A 22343-nucleotide genomic window follows, 5' to 3' on the forward strand; every position below is an offset into this window, starting at 1 on the left:
GTTATCAGTGTAGAGACGCGCCATGGCGCGTCTGTACCAGTTATCAGTGTAGAGACGCGCCATGGCGCGTCTGTACCAGTTATCAGTGTAGAGACGCGCCATGGCGCGTCTGTACCAGTTATCAGTTATTCAAGATTTCATATAAATTCTGGGATCATATTAAAAATAGGGAAAATAGAAATAAAATGGGGATTCAACAGTTAATAACTTATCTTTTGGATTGGGTTGAGCATTTGGGATTTTGGGGGCCGCTTGCTTTTATTATTGTCTATAATTTAGCTACGATATTATTTATTCCCGGTTCCCTTCTAACCTTGGGTGCAGGGGTGATTTTTGGGGTGATTTGGGGTTCAATTTATGTGTCTATTGGTTCAGTTATTGGGGCGACTTTTGCCTTTTTAATTGGGCGATACTTTGCCCGGAATTGGGTAGCTAAAAAGCTAGAAAATTATGAAAACTTTAAAGCAATTGATCAAGCTGTTGGTCAAGAAGGATGGAAAATTGTCGGGTTAACTCGTCTTTCTCCGATTTTTCCCTTTAACTTACTGAATTATGCCTTTGGATTAACCAATGTTTCCTTAAAAGATTACTTTTTAGCCTCTTGGATTGGAATGTTACCGGGTACAATTTTATATGTTTATTTGGGATCGTTAGTGGGAAGTTTAGCTCAGTTAGGGATGGGAGAGCGATCGCGGACTCCGATAGAATGGTTATTATATGGAATTGGTTTAATGGCTACCGTTATTGTTACGATTTATATCACTAAAATTGCTCAAAATGCTCTCAATCAAAAAATTAAATAGGTGGAAAACACAATTTATATCGGGTAGAGACGCGCCATGACGCCCTGTAGAGACGCGCCATGGCGCGTCTCTACAGGGCGCGTCTCTTAAGATTCTGGGGGAGTTGATTCTACTTCAGAATTAACAGTTTTTGCTGTCGTTTCTAATTGAGACGCAATATCCGCTTTAATCGAACGCTTATACAATCTCCCTGCATATTGTTCTAACGCTTCCGTTAATTGATCAACCCAAGTATGTTCAACTAAGGCAATTAAAGCCGAACTTCCAGGGGTTAAAGATTCAGACAATTCTTTGAGATCTTCTTGAGGAAATCCTAAATCCATAAAATGAGTAATTAAAGCTCCCACTCCTGCCCCACCTGCGGTTAAAGCCATGACTCCTAAAGCACCAATGGGGTTAAATAAAGCAATTAATCCCGCCGTAATTCCACCAATAATTGCTCCCCCTTTAGCATCCGTATCTCCGGTTTCACTAATCGAAACTTTGCCTTTTTCATTTTTGACCATCACCGCAGCATTGACAACGGAAATAATTCCTTGTGCTTGCAGTGCTTTCAGTTGTTTTAAAACTTCTTTCGCCTTTTCTTGCTCTGGGTAAGCAACAACAACTAAATTAGTTAACTCTTCGGAATAAGTCATGGTATATTTATCCTGATGAACTGTTAAAAAAAATTGGGTCAATTTTGATCACAATTTTAATCTTCTTTACTTTAGCACATCTACAATCAACATCATCTATTCAAGTCATGATACAGTGACGAAAGGGGTTTTGAGCGTTCAGAACCAATAAATAAGCATAATCTTAACCGTTAAGGATTTTTATGATATGAGCTTGAGCGTGATTTTGTTGCTGATAGGGGGTTTAGTCTTGCTGGTTGGGGGTGCAGAACTCTTAGTTCGGGGCGCTTCAAACATTGCTGCAATGTTAAGAATTCCCTCCTTACTGGTGGGACTTACCATTGTTGCTTATGGAACCAGTTCACCTGAAATGGCGGTCAGTATTCAATCGAGTTTTGCAGGTCAAGCGAATGTTGCATTAGGAAATGTTGTCGGAAGTAATATTTTTAATATCTTAATTATTTTAGGAATTTCGGCTTTAATTGCCCCTTTAATGGTAGCGAGTCAATTGATTCGTTTAGATGTTCCGATTATGATTGGGGTGTCTATTTTAACCTTAATGTTTGGCAGTGATGGCACCATTAGCCGGGTGGATGGAACCATTTTATTTATTGGGGCAATTGTCTATACTCTGTTTTTAATTTACGAAGCCAAGAAACAAAAAGATGAGGAATCTTCCGAAAATCAATCTCCAACTTATGTTGAAAATATTCCCAAAAATTGGCTGATTAATATCGCCTTAATTGGGGTTGGATTAGTGTTACTGGTTCAAGGTTCTAATTGGTTAGTTGAAAGCTCAATTACTATTGCTAAAGCCCTGGGAGTGAGTGATTTAGTCATCGGATTAACCATTGTCGCCGCCGGAACTTCCCTCCCGGAATTAGCCAGTTCTGTGGTAGCTAGTATTAAAGGAGAACGCGATATTGCCGTGGGTAATGTAGTCGGAAGCAATATTTTTAATATCTTGGCTGTTTTAGGACTATCTTCCGCTATTTCCCCAGATGGAATTCCAGTTGCAACGGCTGCTTTAAATTTTGATATTCCGGTAATGATTGCGGTGGCGATTTCTTGTTTTCCAATTTTTTATAGTGGGAAATCGATTGCTCGTTGGGAAGGAATACTGTTTCTCGCTTATTATGTTGCTTATAGTTCCTATTTAATCCTCGACTCTTCTCAACATTCTCAACTTCCTTGGTTTAATTTTGTGATGATCAGTTTTGTCATTCCGATTACAATCTTAACCTTAATTGTTACTACTGTCCGTAGCTATCAAGCGAAACGAAAACGGTTAAATTCTTAATCTAAAAATAGTTATATGAAATCCCTTAATGTTTGCTAAAAATTCCCCCTGTAGAGACGCGCCATGGCGCGTCTCTACTAAGCATGGCGCGTCTCTACAGGGGGGGTTAGGAAGGATAATCTGTAGCATCTATAATGGGATTTCATCTAACTAATCACTGATTACTGATTAAAAAGGGTTGGGCGGATGACCCACTCGAAATAGAATTGTAAAAATATTATCATTGACTAATAATTGATTTCCAAAAACATCGTAACCATAGTCATATTGTTGATTTTGCCAGTTAAAAGATAGAGTAGGACTATTATACTGGTTTTTCAGTTGCCAAATGATACCTGCACCATAGAGAGAACGACTAGAGGTTTCATCAATGGGTGCAACATAACCAGAGAGAGTCAGAGTCTTAAAAGGACTAATACTCAATTGAGTCAGCAAACGATTATCATAGGAATTAGGAAGAATACCCCCAAAATAGTTAGTGACACCAATAGAAACAATTCCCCAGTTTAAACTCGCAGCAACGACAACTTCACTCGCGGGTGAAAGACTAACAACATCACCAATCGTTGTATCTCGATCAATGGCATAATTGAAGCCAGATGATAAAATTAAATTAGCACTTTTACTAAAGATAATTCTTTTCGCCACACTGCCCCAAACTTGACTATAATAATCCTGATCCGGGTTAAGATAACCAATGGCACCGCCTCTAAAATTCCAACCGTTAACGGTGTTTCTGGTATAATCAGCACCCAGGTAAGGTTTAACTTCTTCAGAAGCAATGATACCCGTATAATATCGGAGAATATATTGGCTCCCTGTCCAATCTCCTGTAAAACTTAAATGGGGATAATAACCCATTTTTTCCCGATAGATATTCTCCGTCACTAAGTTAACATTTTGCTGGAAAAAACCTAAATAAACTTGAGCATAAAAATTCTGTAGATTCGCCGTTGAATAGGTGTCTTGATTCACCGCCGAAACTAACTGAACATTCGTATTTTCCCCCCCTTCTCCACCTCCATTGGCAAGGATAAATTGGGGGCTTGTGGGCTGATAAAAGATTTCACTATCTTCAAAGTTACGTTTAATCACTGGAGAAAGACCAAACCACAGACTATGATAACTTGCTGTGGGAACTTGGCTTAAATTGGTAACATTAGAAGTTAAACTATTGGCGTGTCCAAGTCCGGCAGAATAGATGGTAAAACTACTACTGGGTAAACGAGTATTATTAGCCGCAAAAAATAAGTTAAGATTAATATTAGAATTAACAGGATTTTTACTTCCTTCTAAACGAGGAATCACATCGGGTAATAATTGCGCTCCCGCTTGAATAATTGTATTTGTCCAGCGATTTTCATCATCAAAAAAGAGAGTAAATCCTCGAATAGTTCGCCCTAAAACCGATTCTTTATCATTCGCTCTAACAATTTGACGAACCCTTGAAAATGTCCCGGTTAGGGTATAGGTAATGTCTTCTTGGCGTCGAAAATCTGTTTCTTGAGATTGACTATTTCCAGGGAAAGCACCCGTATTGGGAAAGTAAAAATCGACCCCAATGGGTTGAGCGCTGGTTCCTCCTTGAAAGCCGGGACGTTGTACAAAAGCTAAGGTTTCTGGTTTGATAACTTCCCCAACTTGAGAGGTTTGAAAAACGCGCGTAGGAACAAAAAATTGGGGATCAATACTATTGCGATCAACCGCTAAACCGGGCATATAAGTACATTGTTGATCGGGGCTAGTTCCTGGCAAAATACAAGCCCCCGTTAAACTCATTTGCAGTTCTAACCCATTCATGGTTTGGGGTTCAATTGTTGTCGTCGTAATAGTTCTTTCTAAGGGAACTGTTCGTAGTTGCAAATAAATCCCTTTTTGGTCTACTGTATAAACATTATTACGGGTTAAATTTTCAATAACTTGAGCGTGAATTTTGAGAGTGCCATTAAAAAAAAGCGCGCTGTTTGTCGTCTCAGCAAAGGCTTGTAAAGCACTCAATTGCCATTCTGCTAAGTGACTAATGGGAATCTCATTAAGCGGTAAAGTTGTTGTTCCTGGGTTAACTTTTTCGTTAGGAGCAATTCGCGGAGGAATAATATAATTAGGGTCAGAGGAGGTAGGAGTTGAACTCTTGGGATTTTTATTTAATTCGGGTTCTTTAGAGTTGGGTTCAGGGCTTAAATTTTGGGATAAAGGTTGCAGGTCTGTAGCGGAATGTGACCAGTTGATTGTTTCTGATAAGGAGGTGGCTTCTGGAGAGTCAGGAACCCGGCTTTCTGAGGAATTTTGATCGGGGGTATTATTGGGTAAATTAGAGTCAGTTTGTGCAAGAATTGGGGCTGCACTAGCAATACTTAAGACAGTTAAACTGAGGAAAATAGTACGGTTGTATGTTGTGGAAATCAGGGGAAAAAAGTTAAGAATTATTCGAGGATAGTTCATGATAATCAAGTAATAAAATCGAGGGTAAATATCATATTAAATAAAGTATTAAATTCTAATATCATAATTTTTATAATTAAAATAACCCGACTTAAAATTTAAAATAAGTTGGAAATTACAGGATTAGTAAAAGGATGACTTTAAAATCCGTTTCCCCCCTTAAAAAGAAGGGGGGTTAGGGGGGATCAAAAACGAGAAACAAATTAATGAGATTAGGGTTTTCTAGCCTAGATTAAAGAAAATCAGCCGAGCCAATTAAGGTTGAACTGACATTAGTTAAAGAAGCCAGAGTCACTCCACTTGCTAACACTTTAATTAAGGTATTAGTGCCACTTTGGGTAATCTTTAAATCCGCAAAAGTTAAACCTGCATCTAATCGAATTTTATCTTTACCATCTTCAAACTTGTAGATAGAATCCTGACCCATTCCTGATGCTAGGACAAAGGTATCAATCCCGGTGTTACCATAAAGTTGATCGCTACCTAGACCGCCATCAAGGAGATTGTCACCGTCGCCGCCATAGAGGATATCGTTACCTGCATCACCATAAAGTTGATCATGACCTCCATCTCCATAAAGGCGATCGCTACCATTACCCCCCTTCAACAAATCATCATCATCGCCACCGTAGAGGATATCGTTACCGTCACCACCATCAAGGATATCGTTTCCGGCTTTACCGTAGAGGATATCGCTTCCAGCACCGCCATTCGCTTGGTCGGCACCCGCAGTCCCATTGAAAAGATCGTTATTCGGTGTCAGGGAGACAAACTCATCGATATCGTTAATATTAATGGTCAACTCCTTCTCGAAACTCAGTCCCCCAGCATCAGTGGTTTTCACCCGGATACTATAACTGGACTTAGTTTCAAAGTCAGGGGAAGCTTTGATTTGTAGTTGGTTGTCTACAATCGTAAAGGCGGTGTTATCGGTATCTCCGGTACCCGAAACTAAACTGTAAGTAAAGGTATCGCCAGTGTCCGGGTCAGTGGTGGTTAACGTGCCAACGGTGCTGTTAGGGTCTACGTTTTCATTTATACTGGTACTACTGAGGGCTAAAGCCGTAGGAGCTCCGTTTGTGGGGCCGTTTTGGAAATAATAGGTATTGCCGAAGTATTCTCCCACAAAAGCATCCAGATCATTGTCATTATCGATATCGGCAAAGGTGGGGGTGCTGGAGTCTCCCACATCTGTGAGATTAAAGGGGTTGGTTTGGGCTGCTGCAAAACTAGGGCTACTGGCGGTGCCGGTGTTTTGGAAATAATGGGTATTGCCGTTGCTTGCTCCCACAAAAGCATCCAGATCATTGTCATTATCGATATCGGCAAAGGTGGGGGCGCTGGTGTTTCCCACACCTGTGAGATTAAAGGGGTTGGTTTGGGCTGCTGCAAAACTGGGGCTACTGGCGGTGCCGGTGTTTTGGAAATAATAGGTATTGCCGAAGTATTCTCCCACAAAAGCATCCAGATCATTGTCATTATCGATATCGGCAAAGGTGGGGGCGCTGTAGAATCCCACATCTGTGAGATTAAAGGGGTTGGTTTGGGCTGCTGCAAAGCTGGGGCTACTGGCGGTGCCGGTGTTTTGGAAATAATAGATATTGCCGTTGTCTGCTCCCACAAAAGCATCCAGATCATTGTCATTATCGATATCGGCAAAGGTGGGTTTGCTGTAGTCTCCCACAACTGTGAGATTAAAGGGGTTGGTTTGGGCTGCTGCAAAGCTGGGGCTACTGGCGGTGCCGGTGTTTTGGAAATAATAGATATTGCCGTTGCCTGCTCCCACAAAAGCATCCAGATCATTGTCATTATCGATATCGGCAAAGGTGGGGGTGCTGGAGTCTCCCACATCTGTGAGACTAAAGGGGTTGGTTTGGGCTGCTGCAAAACTGGGGTTAGGCATTTGTGTTTCTCCTTAAATCTAAAAATGGATAAAACTAAGTTGAATTTGTGATGGGTGCTTGCATATTTCCCTTAAAAAGGGAGGATTTCTGTAGCAGTCTGCAGTTGGGGGATATAGTGAATTAGAGTATCTAAACTCAGTTGAGTATTGCCCAAATACAAGCAACCGGGCGCGCCGTGAGAAATAATATGAACGGCATCAATATTCTGATATCGGCCTAAAACTTGGCTAAATCAATCAAAACAATTGTGGAGGTAGAATTGAAGGTTTTTGTACTAGGATTAATCATGGTTTTTTCTGGGAAATTTTTGGGTTAGTCAATATAAGTGTGGCGGATACGAAAAGTCTGTTCATGAGGATCTCTGCTGACTCCCTGCTTCGAGAGTCGCTGAGACCCTCAGATTAGAAATAAAAGGGAATCAATGTTGAGAGATTAGCCGTTAGCTTCCCAGCTAACCACTCACAACTGTTCTAGGGAAGCGTATTAGCCAGAACATTCCCAGTAGTAGTACCCAGTTTGATCTCGAATCCGGCGCCGGTGTTGAAGGAATTCCCTTGAGTGGTGAGGATCTGGACACCATCCTCCATTGTTGTGTTGTAGGTAGAGCCTGACGGGTCGCCAATACCACCGATACTCAGTTGTCCCGAAGTACCTAATGCAAAAGCCGAGTTCTGTAAACCAAAGGTATTGCCGGTACCAGTACCACTGTAGTTGAAAGCATGGGCCACAGCATCTCGTTTACCCACAGCCGCCGAAACTGCCACACCCGTAACTTTATCGGCAGTAACGGTGAACGCTGCCGAACCCGCCACAGCACCTTCACCTGCACGGGCTACGGAAGATAATCCCAAAGAACCTAACACAACGAGGCTACTAACTATTGCAAAACGACGAAGCATGATGTTTTAACCTACTAAATAAAATCTCAAATGATTGGAGTGATGATCCATTTCACGATTCAGAAATAGACATTAAGTCCTTAGACATAGCTCAACTGAAAATTCTTTTGATTGAAATTGACTTCCGATTCTTAACTCCTGACTGTGGGGATGTCTATTGAATTAGGACTACTGAACTTTGAACTTCACCCTTCCAATACTTTCATCATCGTTGATTACCCCTACCCCTGTCAGTCGGAAAAGTCGGATCTATAAAGTCGGAAAAGTCGGATGATTAAATTTTTCTGGCTAGAGTTGGTCACGAACTCACCCACAAGCGTGATAATACTGATACTGATTTAACCCAACTACCACAAACCGGATCACCCTTAGCCCGTCATGACCTTTCAAGAAATCCTCAAATTCGTAGAAGCGACCCTAGACTCTAAAGGGGGTCAACCCCTAACGCCTTCAGAAAAACAAATCCTCAAAGCTGCTTGGGATAATGAAAGCTACAGTAGCCTTGCTGAGAGCTTATATCTTAGTGTTGGTCATATTAAAGATTTAGCTTCCCTATTATGGCAACGTCTTTCCTCCGCCTTTGGGGAAAAAATCACTAAGAATAACTTTCGATGGGTGATTGAAGTGCGTTGTGGCACATCTTCATCTTCTCAAGACGAAATAGCAGAAATTAATCCTGATGAAAAGGAAGACCCGAAAGGCAATATTTTAATTGTTGATGATCTGGCAGAAAACCTACAATTCTTAACAGATATATTAGATAAACATGGATACATAGTTCGTAGTGTCACCAATGGTAAAATGGCATTAAGAACAGTCCAAAAGACTCACCCGGATGTAATTTTGCTCGATATTGCCATGCCAGGAATGGATGGATATCAAGTCTGCCAAGCTTTAAAAGCTGATGAAACAACCTCAGAAATTCCGATAATTTTCTTGAGTGCGCTAAATGAAGTTTTTGATAAAGTCAAAGCTTTTCAAGTCGGGGGAGTGGATTATATTACCAAACCCTGTGAACCCAAAGAAGTGATCGCCCGTTTGCAAACTCAACTCACTATCCAACAACAAAAACAGAAGTTAAAACAGCAAATTGAACACCATCAACAAACAGCAGAAATTCTCTACCAATCTCGGGCTTTACTGGCTAATTTATTAAATAGTTCTCAAGATGGAATTATGGCTTTACAAGCGGAAAGAGATATGATAACTGAAGAGATTAACAATTTTCACTGTTTAATTATTAATCCCATCTTTGTTAAAATTTTGGGTCAAAAACGAGAAAATCTTATCGGTAAGACTATTCCCAAAAAAATGCTTAATCAACTCAATCCTAAGCTATTTAATTCCTTGATTAAGGTAGTTGAGACGGGGGAAGAAATCGAAGAAAAAGTTTGTTGGGGAAATGATCCGGCTGAAGGTTGCTGTTATTTGACTGCGGTAAAATTTGGAGATGGGTGTTCAATTACAATTCGTCAAATTACCAATTTGAATCTCATTGAATTTAAGTGTCAACTGTCAGCTAATAATAACTGATATAGCGCTATAAAACTAGGAATTTTTCAGGGTGGCTTATTTTTTTTTGAGTCGTTATGAGTCAATTAGGGTGCAAACGGATGTCAAACTGATCACCAATCTATGATTCCATTTAAAACGATAAAACCGTTGATTGAACTTCTTGCCAGTGAATCCGATATAGTTGTAACGGTTCAGCTTTACCTTTAACAATAACGGGGGGAATTTTTTCTAAGGGAATACTGCGATCTTTAAGTTGATCAAATGTGGATTGAGAAATTAAAATTTCATTTTTTTGAGCAGCAGAACAAATCCGACTCGCTACATTCATGGTATCTCCAATATGGGTATATTGAATCAGTTTAGAAGAGCCAATATTTCCCGCCGCCACCTGTCCGGTATTCAGTCCAATATGAATATAAATGGGTTCACCATACCGTTGTTTCCATTGCTGATTCATTCGATAAACAGACCATTGCATTTCAATCGCCGCCCGCACCGCTCGATCAACATCATCATGACGGGAATAAGGTGCTCCCCAAACCGCAACTAAGGCATCTCCAATATATTTTTCTAAGGTTCCTTCAAAGGGAAAAACAATTTCCTCCACCATAATTTTAAAATATTCATTTAACATAGAAATGACTTGTCGAGGCTGCATTCGAGAAGACATTTCGGTAAAGCGAGTAATATCTGAAAATAAAGCGGTGACTTCACTTTCTACAATTCCTAATTTTCCTTCTTCTCGCAGTTTTCGACTCACTGCTGGGGGGAAAAAACGTTCAAGTTTATTGCGAATGACCGCCTCTTCCTGCATTTTTTTATATAATTCGGCGTTATCAATCGCGATCGCCGATTGATTAGCTAAAGCGGTTAAAAATTCTACATCTTCAGGAGAATAAATATCTGATAATGATAAATTATCGACATATAAAACCCCAATCACACTATCTCGCAGTTTCAAGGGTGCACACATGGACGCATGAATCGCTTGACACAAAATCGACTCAGAACCTTCAAAGCGTTCATCTGATTGAGCATCGGCTATTAACAACGCCTTCCCTGTTTCTCGAACAGTATTGGTAATTTTTTTACTATAAAAATGTTCATCCGCTAAAGGTTCTTCCCGAAATTTAACGGCTTTTCGTTCTAAATTATTGGTTTTGGGATTAACGAGCAAAATTGCCGCCCGATCAACATTCATAATCTGAAATAACAGATCTAAAATTTTATCCAGCAGTTTATTGAGTTCATGGGGAGAAGATAACTCTTTGCTGACTTCTAATAAAATTTTTAACTTATCAACAACTCGTAAATGGGCATCTTGTTGGCGAATATTTAAAACTGAACTTCCGGCGGGGGAGGGTTCTAATAAATCTTGAATAATCGTATAACTCGCATCCGTGGCAAATTCTTGAATCACTGAGGTTTGAGAATTCTCCCCATGACCTTTTAAGGCAGGTGTGAGGGAAACATTCATAAACTTAAATACTACACGACCACAACGAATTAAATCCCCAGACTTGAGATTTGAGTGTTCAATCATCACCTCATTAACAAAGGTATGATTACTACTCTGCATATCGGTAATCGTGATTTTATCTTCACGGACATCAATGCAAGCATGACGACGAGACAAACTCACATCCGTCAAACAAATCGTGTTATCCCGTCCCCGTCCGATGGTATTCTCACCGAACTGTAAGTTAAACGTCATGGCGCTAGTCGTATCGGGGTTGTAAATGATATACGGCACTTTCCTCTTAACCTAATTCCTATAAAAGCGTTACATGGACGGGATTGTGCGAATCAATGAAATCTCAGTGTGATGTTAAAGGCATTTATTAGAAGGTCAAAAATGAACAGCCCAGTCATAACCGTTGATTCCTGCGGTTGGCATCACTGTCTGTTTACAATTTAACTCCAATTACCGGATTTATCCTAATTTTAGCTTGAGCAGCAAGAAGCCTCACACTTACCGCGATAGCGGAAGTGTTGAGATGAATTGCGCGTGAGTTGACGACAGTTCTGCGACCAAATTCTTCCGCAGGAAGAACAGGGAGCAGAACAGGTCGGAAACGAACAAATCTTATGTTATACTATTTTATAGCAAATACTAGCGATGGGTCAAAGTTTGATAATCCTAGAATACTGAGCAAGCATGAAAAGAATTTAAAACTTAAACAACAGCAGCTATCTAGAAAACAAAAGGGTTCTAATAACCGCAATAAGGCGAGATTTAAAGTCGCTAGAGTTCATAGAAAAATAACTAACTGCCGTGAGGATTTTCTGCACAAGCTATCGCGTAGGATAGTTAACGAAAACCAAGTAATTGTGCTTGAAAATCTCAACGTTAAAGGCATGGTGCAGAATCATTGTTTGGCTAAATCCATTCATCAAGTAGGATGGGGAATGTTCTGTACCCTGCTTAAATACAAGGCAGAAATGTCAGGGAAAATTTATCTTGAAGTTGATAGATTTTTTCCCAGTTCAAAAACCTGCCATGTGTGCTTGAACCAAGTTGGTAGTTTGCCGCTAGATGTAAGATTCTGGACTTGTGAAAACTGCCAAACTAGACATGACAGGGATGTGAACGCAAGCATTAACATCAGAGATGAGGGACTACGAATTTTGACCTCTGGAACGGGGGATAAAGCCTGTCGCCCAGATGTAAGTCGAAGTAAGGGAGGACGAAAGAAATCCACTACTGCGCTTTCTGTTGGGCAGGAAGCCTACACTGTACCGCAAGGTCAGTGTAGGTAGTTCACATTGCCCCTTCTAACGCAGCCCCGACGACGCGATGATCTTCATCTTTTTTCAAATAGTGTAATGCAGCCTGGGCTTGGGGATGATTAAATTTTCTCAAGGCTAAAGCCACACGAGTCCGAATTCGCCAAACTGGCGTTCCCACTAATTCTAAAAGCTGTTCTAAGGCTTCTGTTTGCTTTTCTGTTCCGGCTAATCCGGCTAATCCTTCAATGGCGGCTTCTTGAGCGACTTGTTCGGGGTCACTCAACGCACAAATACAGATGTCATACAACGCTTGGGGGTGACGACGGGTAATCAACGGTTCTAAAATACTCCGTCGCACCAGCCAGTTACAATCTTGACCAAAACAGCGTACTAGGTATGGGATGGCGATTTCCCCATATTGGGAGAGGGAGTTAGCCGCTTCCGCGCGAACATTGGGATCAGGATCGTGATCGAGGAGTTCCACCAACGCTTGAAAGGATTCGGGGGATTGTTGACGTCCGAGTCCCATGGCTACAAAAGACCGGATAATAAATTCAGGATCACTGAGTTTACTGATTAATAGAGGAATCGCTACTTGACTCTCCTGATCGTTTAGCTCAGTTAGTCCCCGAAGTCGCTCCTGAAAATCATGGCTATTCAGGTAGGTTTGGATTTGCTGGATCTTCATCAGAATCCTCCAGAAGCGTTAAAATTTAAAGTCTGTGTTTGCAACAAAAGGGTCTTAATGGGGTTTGATTTATTAATGATGACCGATAGACTTATTTACTTTACTGCAAAATTTTAATTCCGCAAAACTATCTCCAGAAAGAGGAGTTAATCGGTATATATACTGACCTCAGTGTCAATTCTGGATTTTATTGATATGTATTTAAAAGTATTACATCTACGACAGTTCCGCAACTATGTTGATCAAAAAGTTTTATTTGAAGCCCCCAAAACGATTTTATTAGGAAATAATGCTCAAGGAAAATCGAATTTATTAGAAGCGGTGGAATTGCTTTCAACTCTCAAAAGTCATCGGGTAAGTCGAGATCGGGATTTGATTTTTGATCCTGAACCCACTGGACAAGTGCGTGCTACGGTGGAACGGGACGTGGGAACCTTGGATTTAGCGATTACCCTGCGTTCCCAAGGCGGACGAACGGTTGCTCTCAATGGTCAATCTTTGCGTCGTCACTTGGATTTTTTGAGTGTGTTAAATGTCGTTCAATTTTCCAGTTTAGATTTAGAATTAGTTCGAGGGGGCCCTGAACATCGACGCAGTTGGTTAGATCGGTTATTGGTACAGTTAGAACCTATTTATGCTTATATTTTACAACAATATAATCAAGTCCTACGTCAACGCAATGCCCTCCTGAAACAAATTAAACAGAATCCTGAAGTTTCCGATTCTCAACCCGAAGAATTAAAGCTTTGGGATGTGCAGTTAGCGATCGCCGGAACTCGGGTTTTACGACGGCGGAATCGGGTTTTAGAACGTTTAGTTCCTTTAGCTAAAGCTTGGCATCAATCGATTAGTGGAAGTACGGAATTATTAGAGATTATTTATCAACCCAATGTTAATTTAGAGTTACCGAATCAAAGTTTATCAACCACACCCCCTGAAAAAATTCAACAGGCTTTTTTTGACAAACTCGCAACTCGATTAATCGCAGAAAAACAACAAGGTATTTCTTTAGTTGGCCCCCATCGAGATGATGTGATCTTTACCATTAATCAAACTCTAGCCCGCAATTATGCTTCATCGGGTCAACAACGCACGTTAGTTTTAGCGTTAAAATTAGCGGAATTACAACTGATTGAAGCGGTGGTGGGGGAACCTCCCTTACTATTATTAGATGATGTCTTAGCTGAGTTAGATCTGCATCGACAAAATCAACTGTTAGAGGCCATTCAAGATCGCTTTCAAACATTAATTACAACCACCCATTTAGGGTCTTTTGATCCTCAATGGTTAAAGAACACTCAAATTTTAAGCGTTAAAGCTGGACAAATTCACCCGCTAAACTCCTGTCGCTAAACCCTAGCCAAATTGTAAATTAAACGTATAATCGAATTAGGATCGGCTATGCTGTGGTAACTCCAGGAATCAGGTTCAATGCTTTCTGAGGGTTCCCCCAAAGAAACGAGTACAACCTTGGTTTTTAAGTTTGAGCTAATCAAACAATTCCATCATGGATTTCTCCCAGTTCTTCCGTTCTCTATGGATCAGTCAAACCTGGAAAACAATTCCCTTACGGTTTGTCTTGATTATTCCCTTTGTTATCCAGATTACAGCAACGGTATCTATTATTGGTTATCTCTCCTTTTTAAGTGGGCAACGTGCCATTGAGAAAATGAGTAGCGAACTCATGGATGAGATAACTCAGCGTGTGGAAGATAATCTTGATCACCTAACAGAAGATACAGAAACAATTACCCATTTGATGCTTTCTCATTGTCAAGCTGAAAACCCAGATTTAAACAATCTGAATCTGTTAGAAAGACAGCTATTTTTAAACTTACATCATTTTAAGTTGATTAGCAGAATATTAGTGGGTAATGAACAGCATCAGTTTGTAGCCGTTAGTCGTTTTCATGGACAGCGACTCTGGCGTTCTAGTCCTCAAGATTCATCCCTGATGTATGATTATGCCATTGATCAAACGGGAAAACCGATTAAACTTTTAAGAACCTTTTGGAAACCTAGTGTTACCCTGCGTCCTTGGTATCAAGATGCGGTGAAAAGTCAAAAAACACGCTGGGGTTCCCTTTATTTATTAGGAAGTCAAGAAGATTGGGGCTTGAATCTCAATACGCCAATTTATGAACCCGAAACAGGGAAATTGTTGGGGGTCTTGTCCGTTGGAATTACCTCTTCCCATCTGAGTGATTTTCTCAGCCAGATTCGAGTTGGAGATGGGGGACAAATTATTCTGATTGATAGACAGGGAAATGTAGTAGCAAATTCTCAAGGGAAAGTCGATCAACCCAACTTTCAAAATTTAAAACAAATTAATCTGTTCACCAGCCAAGATTCGCTCTTAAATAATATCGGAAAGTTTTTAATTAAAAATTATGGGGATTTACAAAAACTTCAAACTGTACAAAATGTTAATTTTAGCATTGCACCGAAAACGTGGGGAAGTTTATCAAACCATTATTATTTACAAGTTGTTCCGTTAAAAAATCAATATGGTTTAGATTTACTGACTATTATTGTGATTCCTCGAAGCGACTTCATGGCTGAAGTCTATGCTCACTTTAAACAAACCTTTTTTCTGTGTAGTGGTATTTTTATATTAGCGATTGGTGTGGGGATCTTGACCAGTCGTTGGATTATTAAACCCATTTTAGCAGTTAATCAAGCAGCTAAACGGATTGCAGAAGGTGAAATTCAACACCTCAGCGATTTTGAAAGAAGTGATGAAATTGGGGAATTAGTTCAATCTTTTAAAGGAATGAATACTCAATTACAAAATACTTTAGTTCAACTTAAAATAGAAATTCTTAAACACAAAAAAACCGAAGCAAAATTGCGCCAAGCTCAACATATTTCAAAACTGAGTATTTGGGAATTTTATTATCAAACTCAAACCACAATTTGGAGTCCAGAAATTTATCAACTTTATGGTCTTGATCCGACAGTTAACCCCCCTCAAGGAGAAGAAATATTACAGTATATTTATCCTGACGATCACAGCATCTATCGTCATGAAATTCTTAAACCTTTATGGGCGAAAAAACCCTTCGCAGCAGAATTACGAATTGTGCGTTGTGATGGTTCAATTGGCTATGTAGAAATCCAGGGAGAACCGATTTTTGATCAACAACACAAAGAGGTCATTCGCTTATTAGGAACCCTCAGAGATGTTACAGACCGCAGACAAGTGGAAATTACCTTAAAAAATCAAGAACAATTATTACGAAGTATTTATGAGGGAGTGGATGAACCTATTTTTGTGGTAGAAGTTGGAGACAATGGAGAGTTTTACTATGTAGGAACTAATGCCGCCCATGAGAGAATAACAGGTTTGTCGCGTAAATTATTGTTAGGAAAAACCCCTCAAGAATTAAAGTTACCTTCCTGGGAAAAGATCGTCCAACATTATCAAGACTGTATTGATGCAGGAACGTCTATTTGTTATGAAGAAGTCGTGGTTTTAGAGGGTGTAGAAAGGTTTTGGTATACAAGTCTTACACCCTTAAAAGATTTACAATCTAAGATTTATCGGATTGTTGGAACCACAATAGATACCACTTATATTAAAAAAACGGAGCGATCGCTACAATCTGCTTTACAACAAATTCAAGAACATTTTGAAAACTCACCCTTAGCAATTATAGAATGGGATGCTCAAGGTAAAATTAAACGCTGGTCAAAACAAGCTGAAGATATATTTGGCTGGAAAGCAGATGAAGTTGTCGGTTTATCGAATGATGATTTTTTCATGATCCATGAAGAAGATCAAGAAAACGTTTATCAGGAAATTCAAAAAATGATATCCGGTCAAACCAGTACCTTGAAAATGCAAAACCGCAATTATACGAAAACCGGAGAAATTCTAACTTGTGAATGGTTTTCGTCAGGTATTTTTGATCAACACGGAAATTTAACCTCTACTTTATCCTTTATTCAGGATATCACCGCTCGTCAGCAAGCGGAAGAAGCTTTACGTCAAAGTGAAGAACGGTTTAGAAGTGCATTTACCAATACCGCAATTGGAATGTTTATTGTTTCAACAAACTGTAGATTTTTACAAGTTAACGATGCAATTTGTCAAATTTTAGGCTATTCTGAGGCAGAACTTTTAAATTTAACGTTTCATGATATTACTTATCCTGATGATTTAGAAAGAGATTTAAGTTATGTTAAAAAAATATTAGCAGGTCAAATCAAAACCTATACGTTAGAAAAACGATTAATTCATAAAAAGGGAAATTTAGTTTCAGGATTACTCAGTATTGGTTTTGTTCAAGATCGTCAGAATCATCCCCTTTATTTTGTAGCTCAATTTCAAGATATTACTCAACGAGTACAAGCAGAACAAGCTTTAAAAGAAAGTGAACAACGATTTGAACGCGCCATTAAGGGATCAAATGATGGAATTTGGGATTGGTTTGATATCCATCAAGAACAAATTTGGTATTCTCCTCGACTTTTTGAAATTATGGGGTATCAACCGAATGAATTTCAACCCACTTTAACCCGGTTCAGAAATTTTATTCATCCTGATGATCGTCAACTGGTATTTCAAGCCATTGAAAATCATCTGCGGTTTCATAGTCCTTACTTTATTGAATATCGGTTGTTGCACAAATTAGGTGATTATATTTGGGTACGAGCTAGGGGAGAAGCCCTCAGAGATGAACGGGGAAACCCGGTGAGTATGGCGGGTTCCGTAACAGATATTACCGAACAAAAATTAGGAGAATTAGCCCTACGCCAAAGTGAAGCTAAATGGCGACATTTAATTGAAGCTAATATTGTGGGGATTCTTTTTGCTGATTTTGAAGGCAGAATTTTAGAAGCCAATGATGCCTTTTTACGGATAATTGGCTATAGCCGAGAGGAGTTAGAAAAGGGACAATTACGCTGGGATACTCTTACCCCCCCTGAAGGTAAAGCCGCTGATCAAGAAAGGGTTCATAAAATTTTAACCGAGAAGGTTTTACCCCCCGATGAAAAAGAATATTTACATAAAGATGGAACTCGAATTCCCATTATTTTAGGAGCAACTTTATTAGAAGAACAAAATCAATGTGTTGCTTTTGTGTTAGATATGACCCAACAAAAACAAACCAAAATCGAGCTTCAAAAAGCTAAAGAACAAGCGGAAGCCGCTAATCGGGCTAAAAGTAACTTTTTAACCAATATGAGTCATGAACTTCGTACCCCTTTAAATGCTATTTTAGGGTTTACGCAACTGATGGTGCGAGATTCTACTTTAGCATCCCATCATCGAGAGAAATTACAAATTATTAACCGGAATGGAGCTTATTTATTACAGTTAATTAATGATATTTTATCCATTTCTAAAATTGAAGCTAATCACGTTACCCTGGATATAACATTATTTGATTTATATCAATTATTAGAAGATTTAAAAAATACCTTTGAACTGCGTTCTAGCTCTAAAGGAATACAACTGATTATTGAGAAATCTCCCCAGTTACCTCGATATATACAAACCGATGAACGCAAATTGCGACAAGTTCTGATCAACTTATTAGATAATGCGATAAAATTTACCTATCGGGGTTCTGTCACCCTGGGAATTAAGCCTTTAGACTTGACTGTTAACGGCTCTGATTCTTCTCGATACACACTTGAGTTTGAAGTACAAGACACCGGGGATGGAATCGCATCAGAGGAATTAGATTCCATGTTTGATGCTTTTGTACAAACCACAACTGGACGACAATCTCAACAAGGAACCGGGTTGGGACTACCGATTAGTCGTCGATTTGTAGAGCTTTTGGGCGGTAAAATCACCGTCAGCAGTCAAGTGGGAATCGGAACTTGCTTTCAATTCACAATTGAGGTTCCTGAAATTGACACTACAACCCTGGCGTTATCACAACCCCAATATCAAGTGATGGGACTCGCACCCCATCAACCTGAATACCGAATTTTAGTGGTTGATGATTTAGAAGCAAACCGTCACTGGTTAGCGAAATTATTACGTTCTGTGGGGTTTGAGGTTGAAGAAGCGGAAAATGGGGAAATGGCTTTGATTCTGGTAGAATCCTACAACCCTCATCTAATTTGGATGGATCTGCGAATGTCGGGTATGAATGGCTATCAGGCGACTCAAGAAATTAGAGCCAAAAAAGCTCAAACTTTGTTATCGACCCCCCCTGATTTTGAGCCGTTTCCCAAAATTATTGCGGTTTCTGCTAGTGTATTTGAAGAGGAACGCCAACAAGTAATTGACGCAGGCTGCGATGATTTCGTTGGTAAACCTTTAACGGAAACTACGATTTGGGAGATGCTAAAGAAACATTTAGGCGTAAAGTACAGAGTTGAAGAGTTGAAGCCGAACCAAGCTGAACATCATCAAATCCAGGATGCAGTCATTGTCGAAGCTTTAGCCACTCTTCCTCCAGAGTTACTGAATCAGCTTGCTATCGAGACTCAAATTGGGGATTCTGAAAAACTTCTCAGTTTGCTAACACAAATTCCTACTTCTCAACCGCTTTTAATTAACACACTTACCGAATTAATCAATAACTTTGAGTTTGAATTAATTCTTCATTGGGTTACACTTGCGCTCTCATGAAATCTAACTCAGCTACCCCGTCTTTAGCCAATATTTTAATTGTTGATGATGTTCCTGATAACTTGCGGGTTTTATCTCAAGTTTTATTACAGCAAGGTTATCGAGTTCGGAAAGCAACTAATGGGCAATTTGCCTTAAATTCTGCCCAATTGATGCCCCCTGATTTAATTTTATTAGATGTGATGATGCCCGAGTTAGACGGGTATGAAGCGTGTCGTTTTCTCAAGGCGGATGAACGCACGCGGGATATTCCGATTATTTTTATTACGGCTAGAGATGATATTGAAAGTAAACTCATGGGGTTTGAAGTGGGCGGATTAGATTATATTACGAAACCCTTTGATGTTCAAGAAGTTGTCGTTCGGGTTGCGACTCAACTGAAAGTCAGTCGATTGCAAAAAGAACTGCAATTACAAAAAGATCAGTTAGAGCAAAAAAATCTACAACTCGAACAGGAAATTTGCGATCGCATTACCGCCCAAACTGAACTCCAAACCTTAAATCAAGAGTTAGAAACTAAAGTTGAACAACGGACTCAAGAACTGAGACTGAGAAATCAAGAGTTAATTAGTTTACAAAAACAATTAGAAATTTCTTTAAGAAAAGAACAATCTTTAAGTGAAATGAAATCTCAATTAATTACGACTATTTCCCATGAATTTCGGACTCCTTTAACGGTGATCATGACTTCTAATGAATTAATTAAATATAAAATTGAAAAACAACAAACTCAAAATTTAGATCGTCATTTAAACCGAGTTAATGAAAGTGTTAAACGCATTGAACAGATTTTGAATAGTGCAATTGTATTGGCACAAGCCGAATCTAATGTAATTAATTTTGAAGCTCAAATTTTAAATTTAGATTTATTTACTAAACAGATCTTAGAAGATTGGAAACCTCTGGAAAACCAATCCCATCCCATAGAATTATCTATTAAAGGGAATCATCCTGAAGTCTTTAAAGCTGATCCCAATTTTCTTAAACAAATTTTAATTCATTTATTAACCAATGCAATTCGTTATTCTCCAGAGGGAGGGACGATTAATTTGGAACTGATTTATCAACCCACTGAAGTTATCTTTAAAATTCGAGATCCGGGAATTGGTATTCCTGAATCTGAACTAGACCAAGTATTTGATGCCTTTTATCGCGGCAGTAATGCAGATTCTATCTCAGGAACTCCCGGCGCTGGATTAGGATTAACTGTTGTTAAACGCCTTGTAGAACTCCATCAAGGAACAATAACCCTGGAAAGTATTCTCAACCAAGGAACAATTGTTACCCTTTCTTTTCCTGTTTCAGAAGTTGAGAGTTGACGGTCAACCCTCAACCCTGAACAAACTTCCTTAAGTTGTTTCCGTAGACGGAGATGGAGTTTCGGTTTTAAACACAATTCGCAGTAACGGAGGCGCTAAGAATGTGGTGAGGATAACCATCAAAATAATCGCCACATCCAAAGCGGGAGATAAGGCACCACTGGCAGAACCAACGGCGGCGAATACTAATCCGACTTCTCCTCGTGGAATCATGCCAACGCCAATTCCTAAACGATTGAGGTTATCCAAACCAAACACCCCCCAACCTGCTGAGATTTTGCCAACAATTGCCACCACAATTAAAAACACAGCAATAATTAATCCTTCCCGATTTTCAGGAATAGCTGGGTTTAAAACACTTAAATCCGTTTTTGCCCCAACCGCCACAAAAAACACGGGAACAATTACATCAGCAATGGGTTTAATTAGCTCTTCTAACTCCTTACCTGGTTCGGTTTCATCTAACACTAACCCGGCTGCAAATGCCCCTAGAATGGCTTCTAGGTGAATTGCACCCCCAATATAGGCTAAAAGAAGCGCTAAAATTAAGGCTGGAACAACAACCCGACCTCGTGTTTTAAATTGTGAGGCAAGAGCAACAAAAGTTCCGTTAAAAAACTTGCCTAAAACAATCGCACCGACAATAAAAACACTAGCACTAATAATCAAATAGATGATATTAGCAATATCAATTTCGCCTGTTTTGGCTAAACTGGCAACAACTGCTAAAATCAGAATGCCTAAGACATCATCAATCACCGCCGCACCCAAGATAATTTGACCTTCTTGGGTAGACAAACAACCAATTTCTGATAGAACCCTAGAGGTAATCCCGATACTGGTAGCCGTCAATGCTGCACCTGCAAAAATTGCTGGAATTACAGGAACATGGAAAATAAACATCAGTCCTGCTGTTCCTGCAACAAAGGGAACAACAACTCCAATACAAGCCACAATAAAGGCTTGAATTCCTACCGCCAGCAGTTGTTCAATATTGGATTCTAAACCAATTTCAAACAACAAAATAATCACACCGAGTTCGGATAAAATCTCTAAAACTTCGCTTTGAGATTTAAACGTTGCTTCTGCTGCATCGGGGCTTAAGCCGGCGGTCGTTTCCAGAATACTAATAATCAGTGAATGAGAACTATCCATACCTCCTTCTGGAAAAACCACTAAATGCAGGGCAGAAACTCCAATAATTACCCCGCCCAGCAATTCTCCCAGCACCGGAGGAAACCCTAACCAGTTGGCAAACTCTCCCCCCGCTTTACTGGCTACAAAAATCGCCACTAAACTCAGCAGAACCCCCAGTAATACCATTGTTGATTCTGCTTCCCCTGGAGGGCAAGCTTCCGTCACCGTTCCCAAAATTGGTAAAAATCCCAATTCCAACCTTGAAACCATAGAGTCTAACGGGAAAACCCCTGTAACTAGATCCACTGTTAACTCCATCTAACTCACCCCAATTACTTTAGCGGAAACAGACACAGGGGGACAAGGGGATGAGGGGACAAGGGGACAAGGGGAC

General features: G+C 39.8%; 13 protein-coding genes and 2 pseudogenes. 7 read left to right on the top strand and 8 right to left on the bottom strand.

The window, feature by feature from the left end; translation table 11 throughout:
• Positions 1–185: 185 nt before the first annotated feature.
• Positions 186–803, top strand: a complete 618-nt coding sequence (locus IQ236_RS23725; RefSeq protein ID WP_193871571.1) for a TVP38/TMEM64 family protein — start codon at positions 186–188, stop codon at positions 801–803.
• Between the two features lie 86 nt (positions 804–889).
• Here the strand turns inward: IQ236_RS23725 and IQ236_RS23730 are convergent, their stop codons facing one another.
• Positions 890–1441, bottom strand: a complete 552-nt coding sequence (locus IQ236_RS23730) for a DUF1269 domain-containing protein (RefSeq protein WP_190522779.1) — start codon at positions 1439–1441, stop codon at positions 890–892.
• Between the two features lie 187 nt (positions 1442–1628).
• Here IQ236_RS23730 and IQ236_RS23735 point away from each other — a divergent pair, with 187 nt between their 5' ends.
• Positions 1629–2720 carry a calcium/sodium antiporter gene (locus tag IQ236_RS23735; RefSeq protein WP_193871572.1) on the top strand — a complete coding sequence of 364 codons (1092 nt, stop codon included), beginning with the start codon at positions 1629–1631 and terminating at the stop codon, positions 2718–2720.
• 168 nt (positions 2721–2888) lie between these two features.
• Here IQ236_RS23735 and IQ236_RS23740 read toward each other — a convergent pair whose 3' ends face one another.
• The 4 genes and pseudogenes from IQ236_RS23740 to IQ236_RS23755 all read right to left on the bottom strand — a co-directional run bounded on the left by IQ236_RS23740 (position 2889) and on the right by IQ236_RS23755 (position 7965).
• Positions 2889–5162: a hypothetical protein gene (locus tag IQ236_RS23740; RefSeq protein ID WP_228041824.1), complete on the bottom strand. Its 2274-nt coding sequence runs from the start codon at positions 5160–5162 to the stop codon at positions 2889–2891.
• Between the two features lie 232 nt (positions 5163–5394).
• The gene (locus tag IQ236_RS23745; RefSeq protein ID WP_193871573.1) at positions 5395–7065 is read right to left on the bottom strand and encodes a calcium-binding protein; all 1671 of its coding nucleotides are present in this window, start codon (positions 7063–7065) and stop codon (positions 5395–5397) included.
• Positions 7066–7136: 71 nt separating this feature from the next.
• Positions 7137–7283 (bottom strand): annotated as a pseudogene (locus IQ236_RS23750) (DUF4347 domain-containing protein); the annotation flags it as partial.
• Positions 7284–7536: 253 nt separating this feature from the next.
• Complete coding sequence (locus tag IQ236_RS23755) at positions 7537–7965, bottom strand: hypothetical protein (protein WP_193871574.1); 429 nt, start codon at positions 7963–7965, stop codon at positions 7537–7539.
• Between the two features lie 378 nt (positions 7966–8343).
• Here IQ236_RS23755 and IQ236_RS23760 point away from each other — a divergent pair, with 378 nt between their 5' ends.
• Positions 8344–9498 (top strand): response regulator, encoded by a 1155-nt coding sequence (locus tag IQ236_RS23760; protein ID WP_193871575.1) that lies wholly within the window; start codon positions 8344–8346, stop codon positions 9496–9498.
• A gap of 112 nt (positions 9499–9610) precedes the next feature.
• Here IQ236_RS23760 and IQ236_RS23765 read toward each other — a convergent pair whose 3' ends face one another.
• A complete protein-coding gene (locus IQ236_RS23765; protein WP_322744329.1) occupies positions 9611–11233 on the bottom strand; it encodes an adenylate/guanylate cyclase domain-containing protein in 1623 nt (540 codons plus the stop codon).
• A 353-nt stretch (positions 11234–11586) separates the two neighbouring features.
• Here IQ236_RS23765 and IQ236_RS23770 point away from each other — a divergent pair.
• Positions 11587–12240 (top strand): annotated as a pseudogene (locus IQ236_RS23770) (RNA-guided endonuclease InsQ/TnpB family protein); the annotation flags it as partial.
• Between the two features lies 1 nt (position 12241).
• On the opposite strand, the gene IQ236_RS23775 reads toward IQ236_RS23770, so the two are convergent.
• Positions 12242–12898, bottom strand: a complete 657-nt coding sequence (locus IQ236_RS23775; RefSeq protein WP_193871576.1) for a HEAT repeat domain-containing protein — start codon at positions 12896–12898, stop codon at positions 12242–12244.
• 195 nt (positions 12899–13093) lie between these two features.
• Between IQ236_RS23775 and recF the strand changes: the two genes are divergently transcribed.
• From recF to IQ236_RS23790, 3 genes are all read left to right on the top strand, one after another.
• Positions 13094–14251, top strand: coding sequence for a DNA replication/repair protein RecF (gene recF / locus IQ236_RS23780; RefSeq protein WP_193871577.1), 1158 nt, complete (start codon positions 13094–13096; stop codon positions 14249–14251).
• A gap of 154 nt (positions 14252–14405) precedes the next feature.
• The gene (locus IQ236_RS23785) at positions 14406–19493 is read left to right on the top strand and encodes a PAS domain S-box protein (RefSeq protein WP_193871578.1); all 5088 of its coding nucleotides are present in this window, start codon (positions 14406–14408) and stop codon (positions 19491–19493) included.
• Positions 19490–20812 carry an ATP-binding response regulator gene (locus tag IQ236_RS23790; RefSeq protein ID WP_193871579.1) on the top strand — a complete coding sequence of 441 codons (1323 nt, stop codon included), beginning with the start codon at positions 19490–19492 and terminating at the stop codon, positions 20810–20812. Before IQ236_RS23785 ends, IQ236_RS23790 begins: the two co-directional genes overlap by 4 nt.
• A gap of 30 nt (positions 20813–20842) precedes the next feature.
• Here IQ236_RS23790 and IQ236_RS23795 read toward each other — a convergent pair whose 3' ends face one another.
• Entirely contained in the window at positions 20843–22219 is a 1377-nt protein-coding gene (locus IQ236_RS23795; protein WP_193871582.1) for a cation:proton antiporter, read from the bottom strand.
• Between the last annotated feature and the right edge of the window lie 124 nt (positions 22220–22343).

The organism is Planktothrix mougeotii LEGE 06226 (assembly GCF_015207485.1).
In the GTDB taxonomy this organism is placed as follows: domain Bacteria; phylum Cyanobacteriota; class Cyanobacteriia; order Cyanobacteriales; family Microcoleaceae; genus Planktothrix.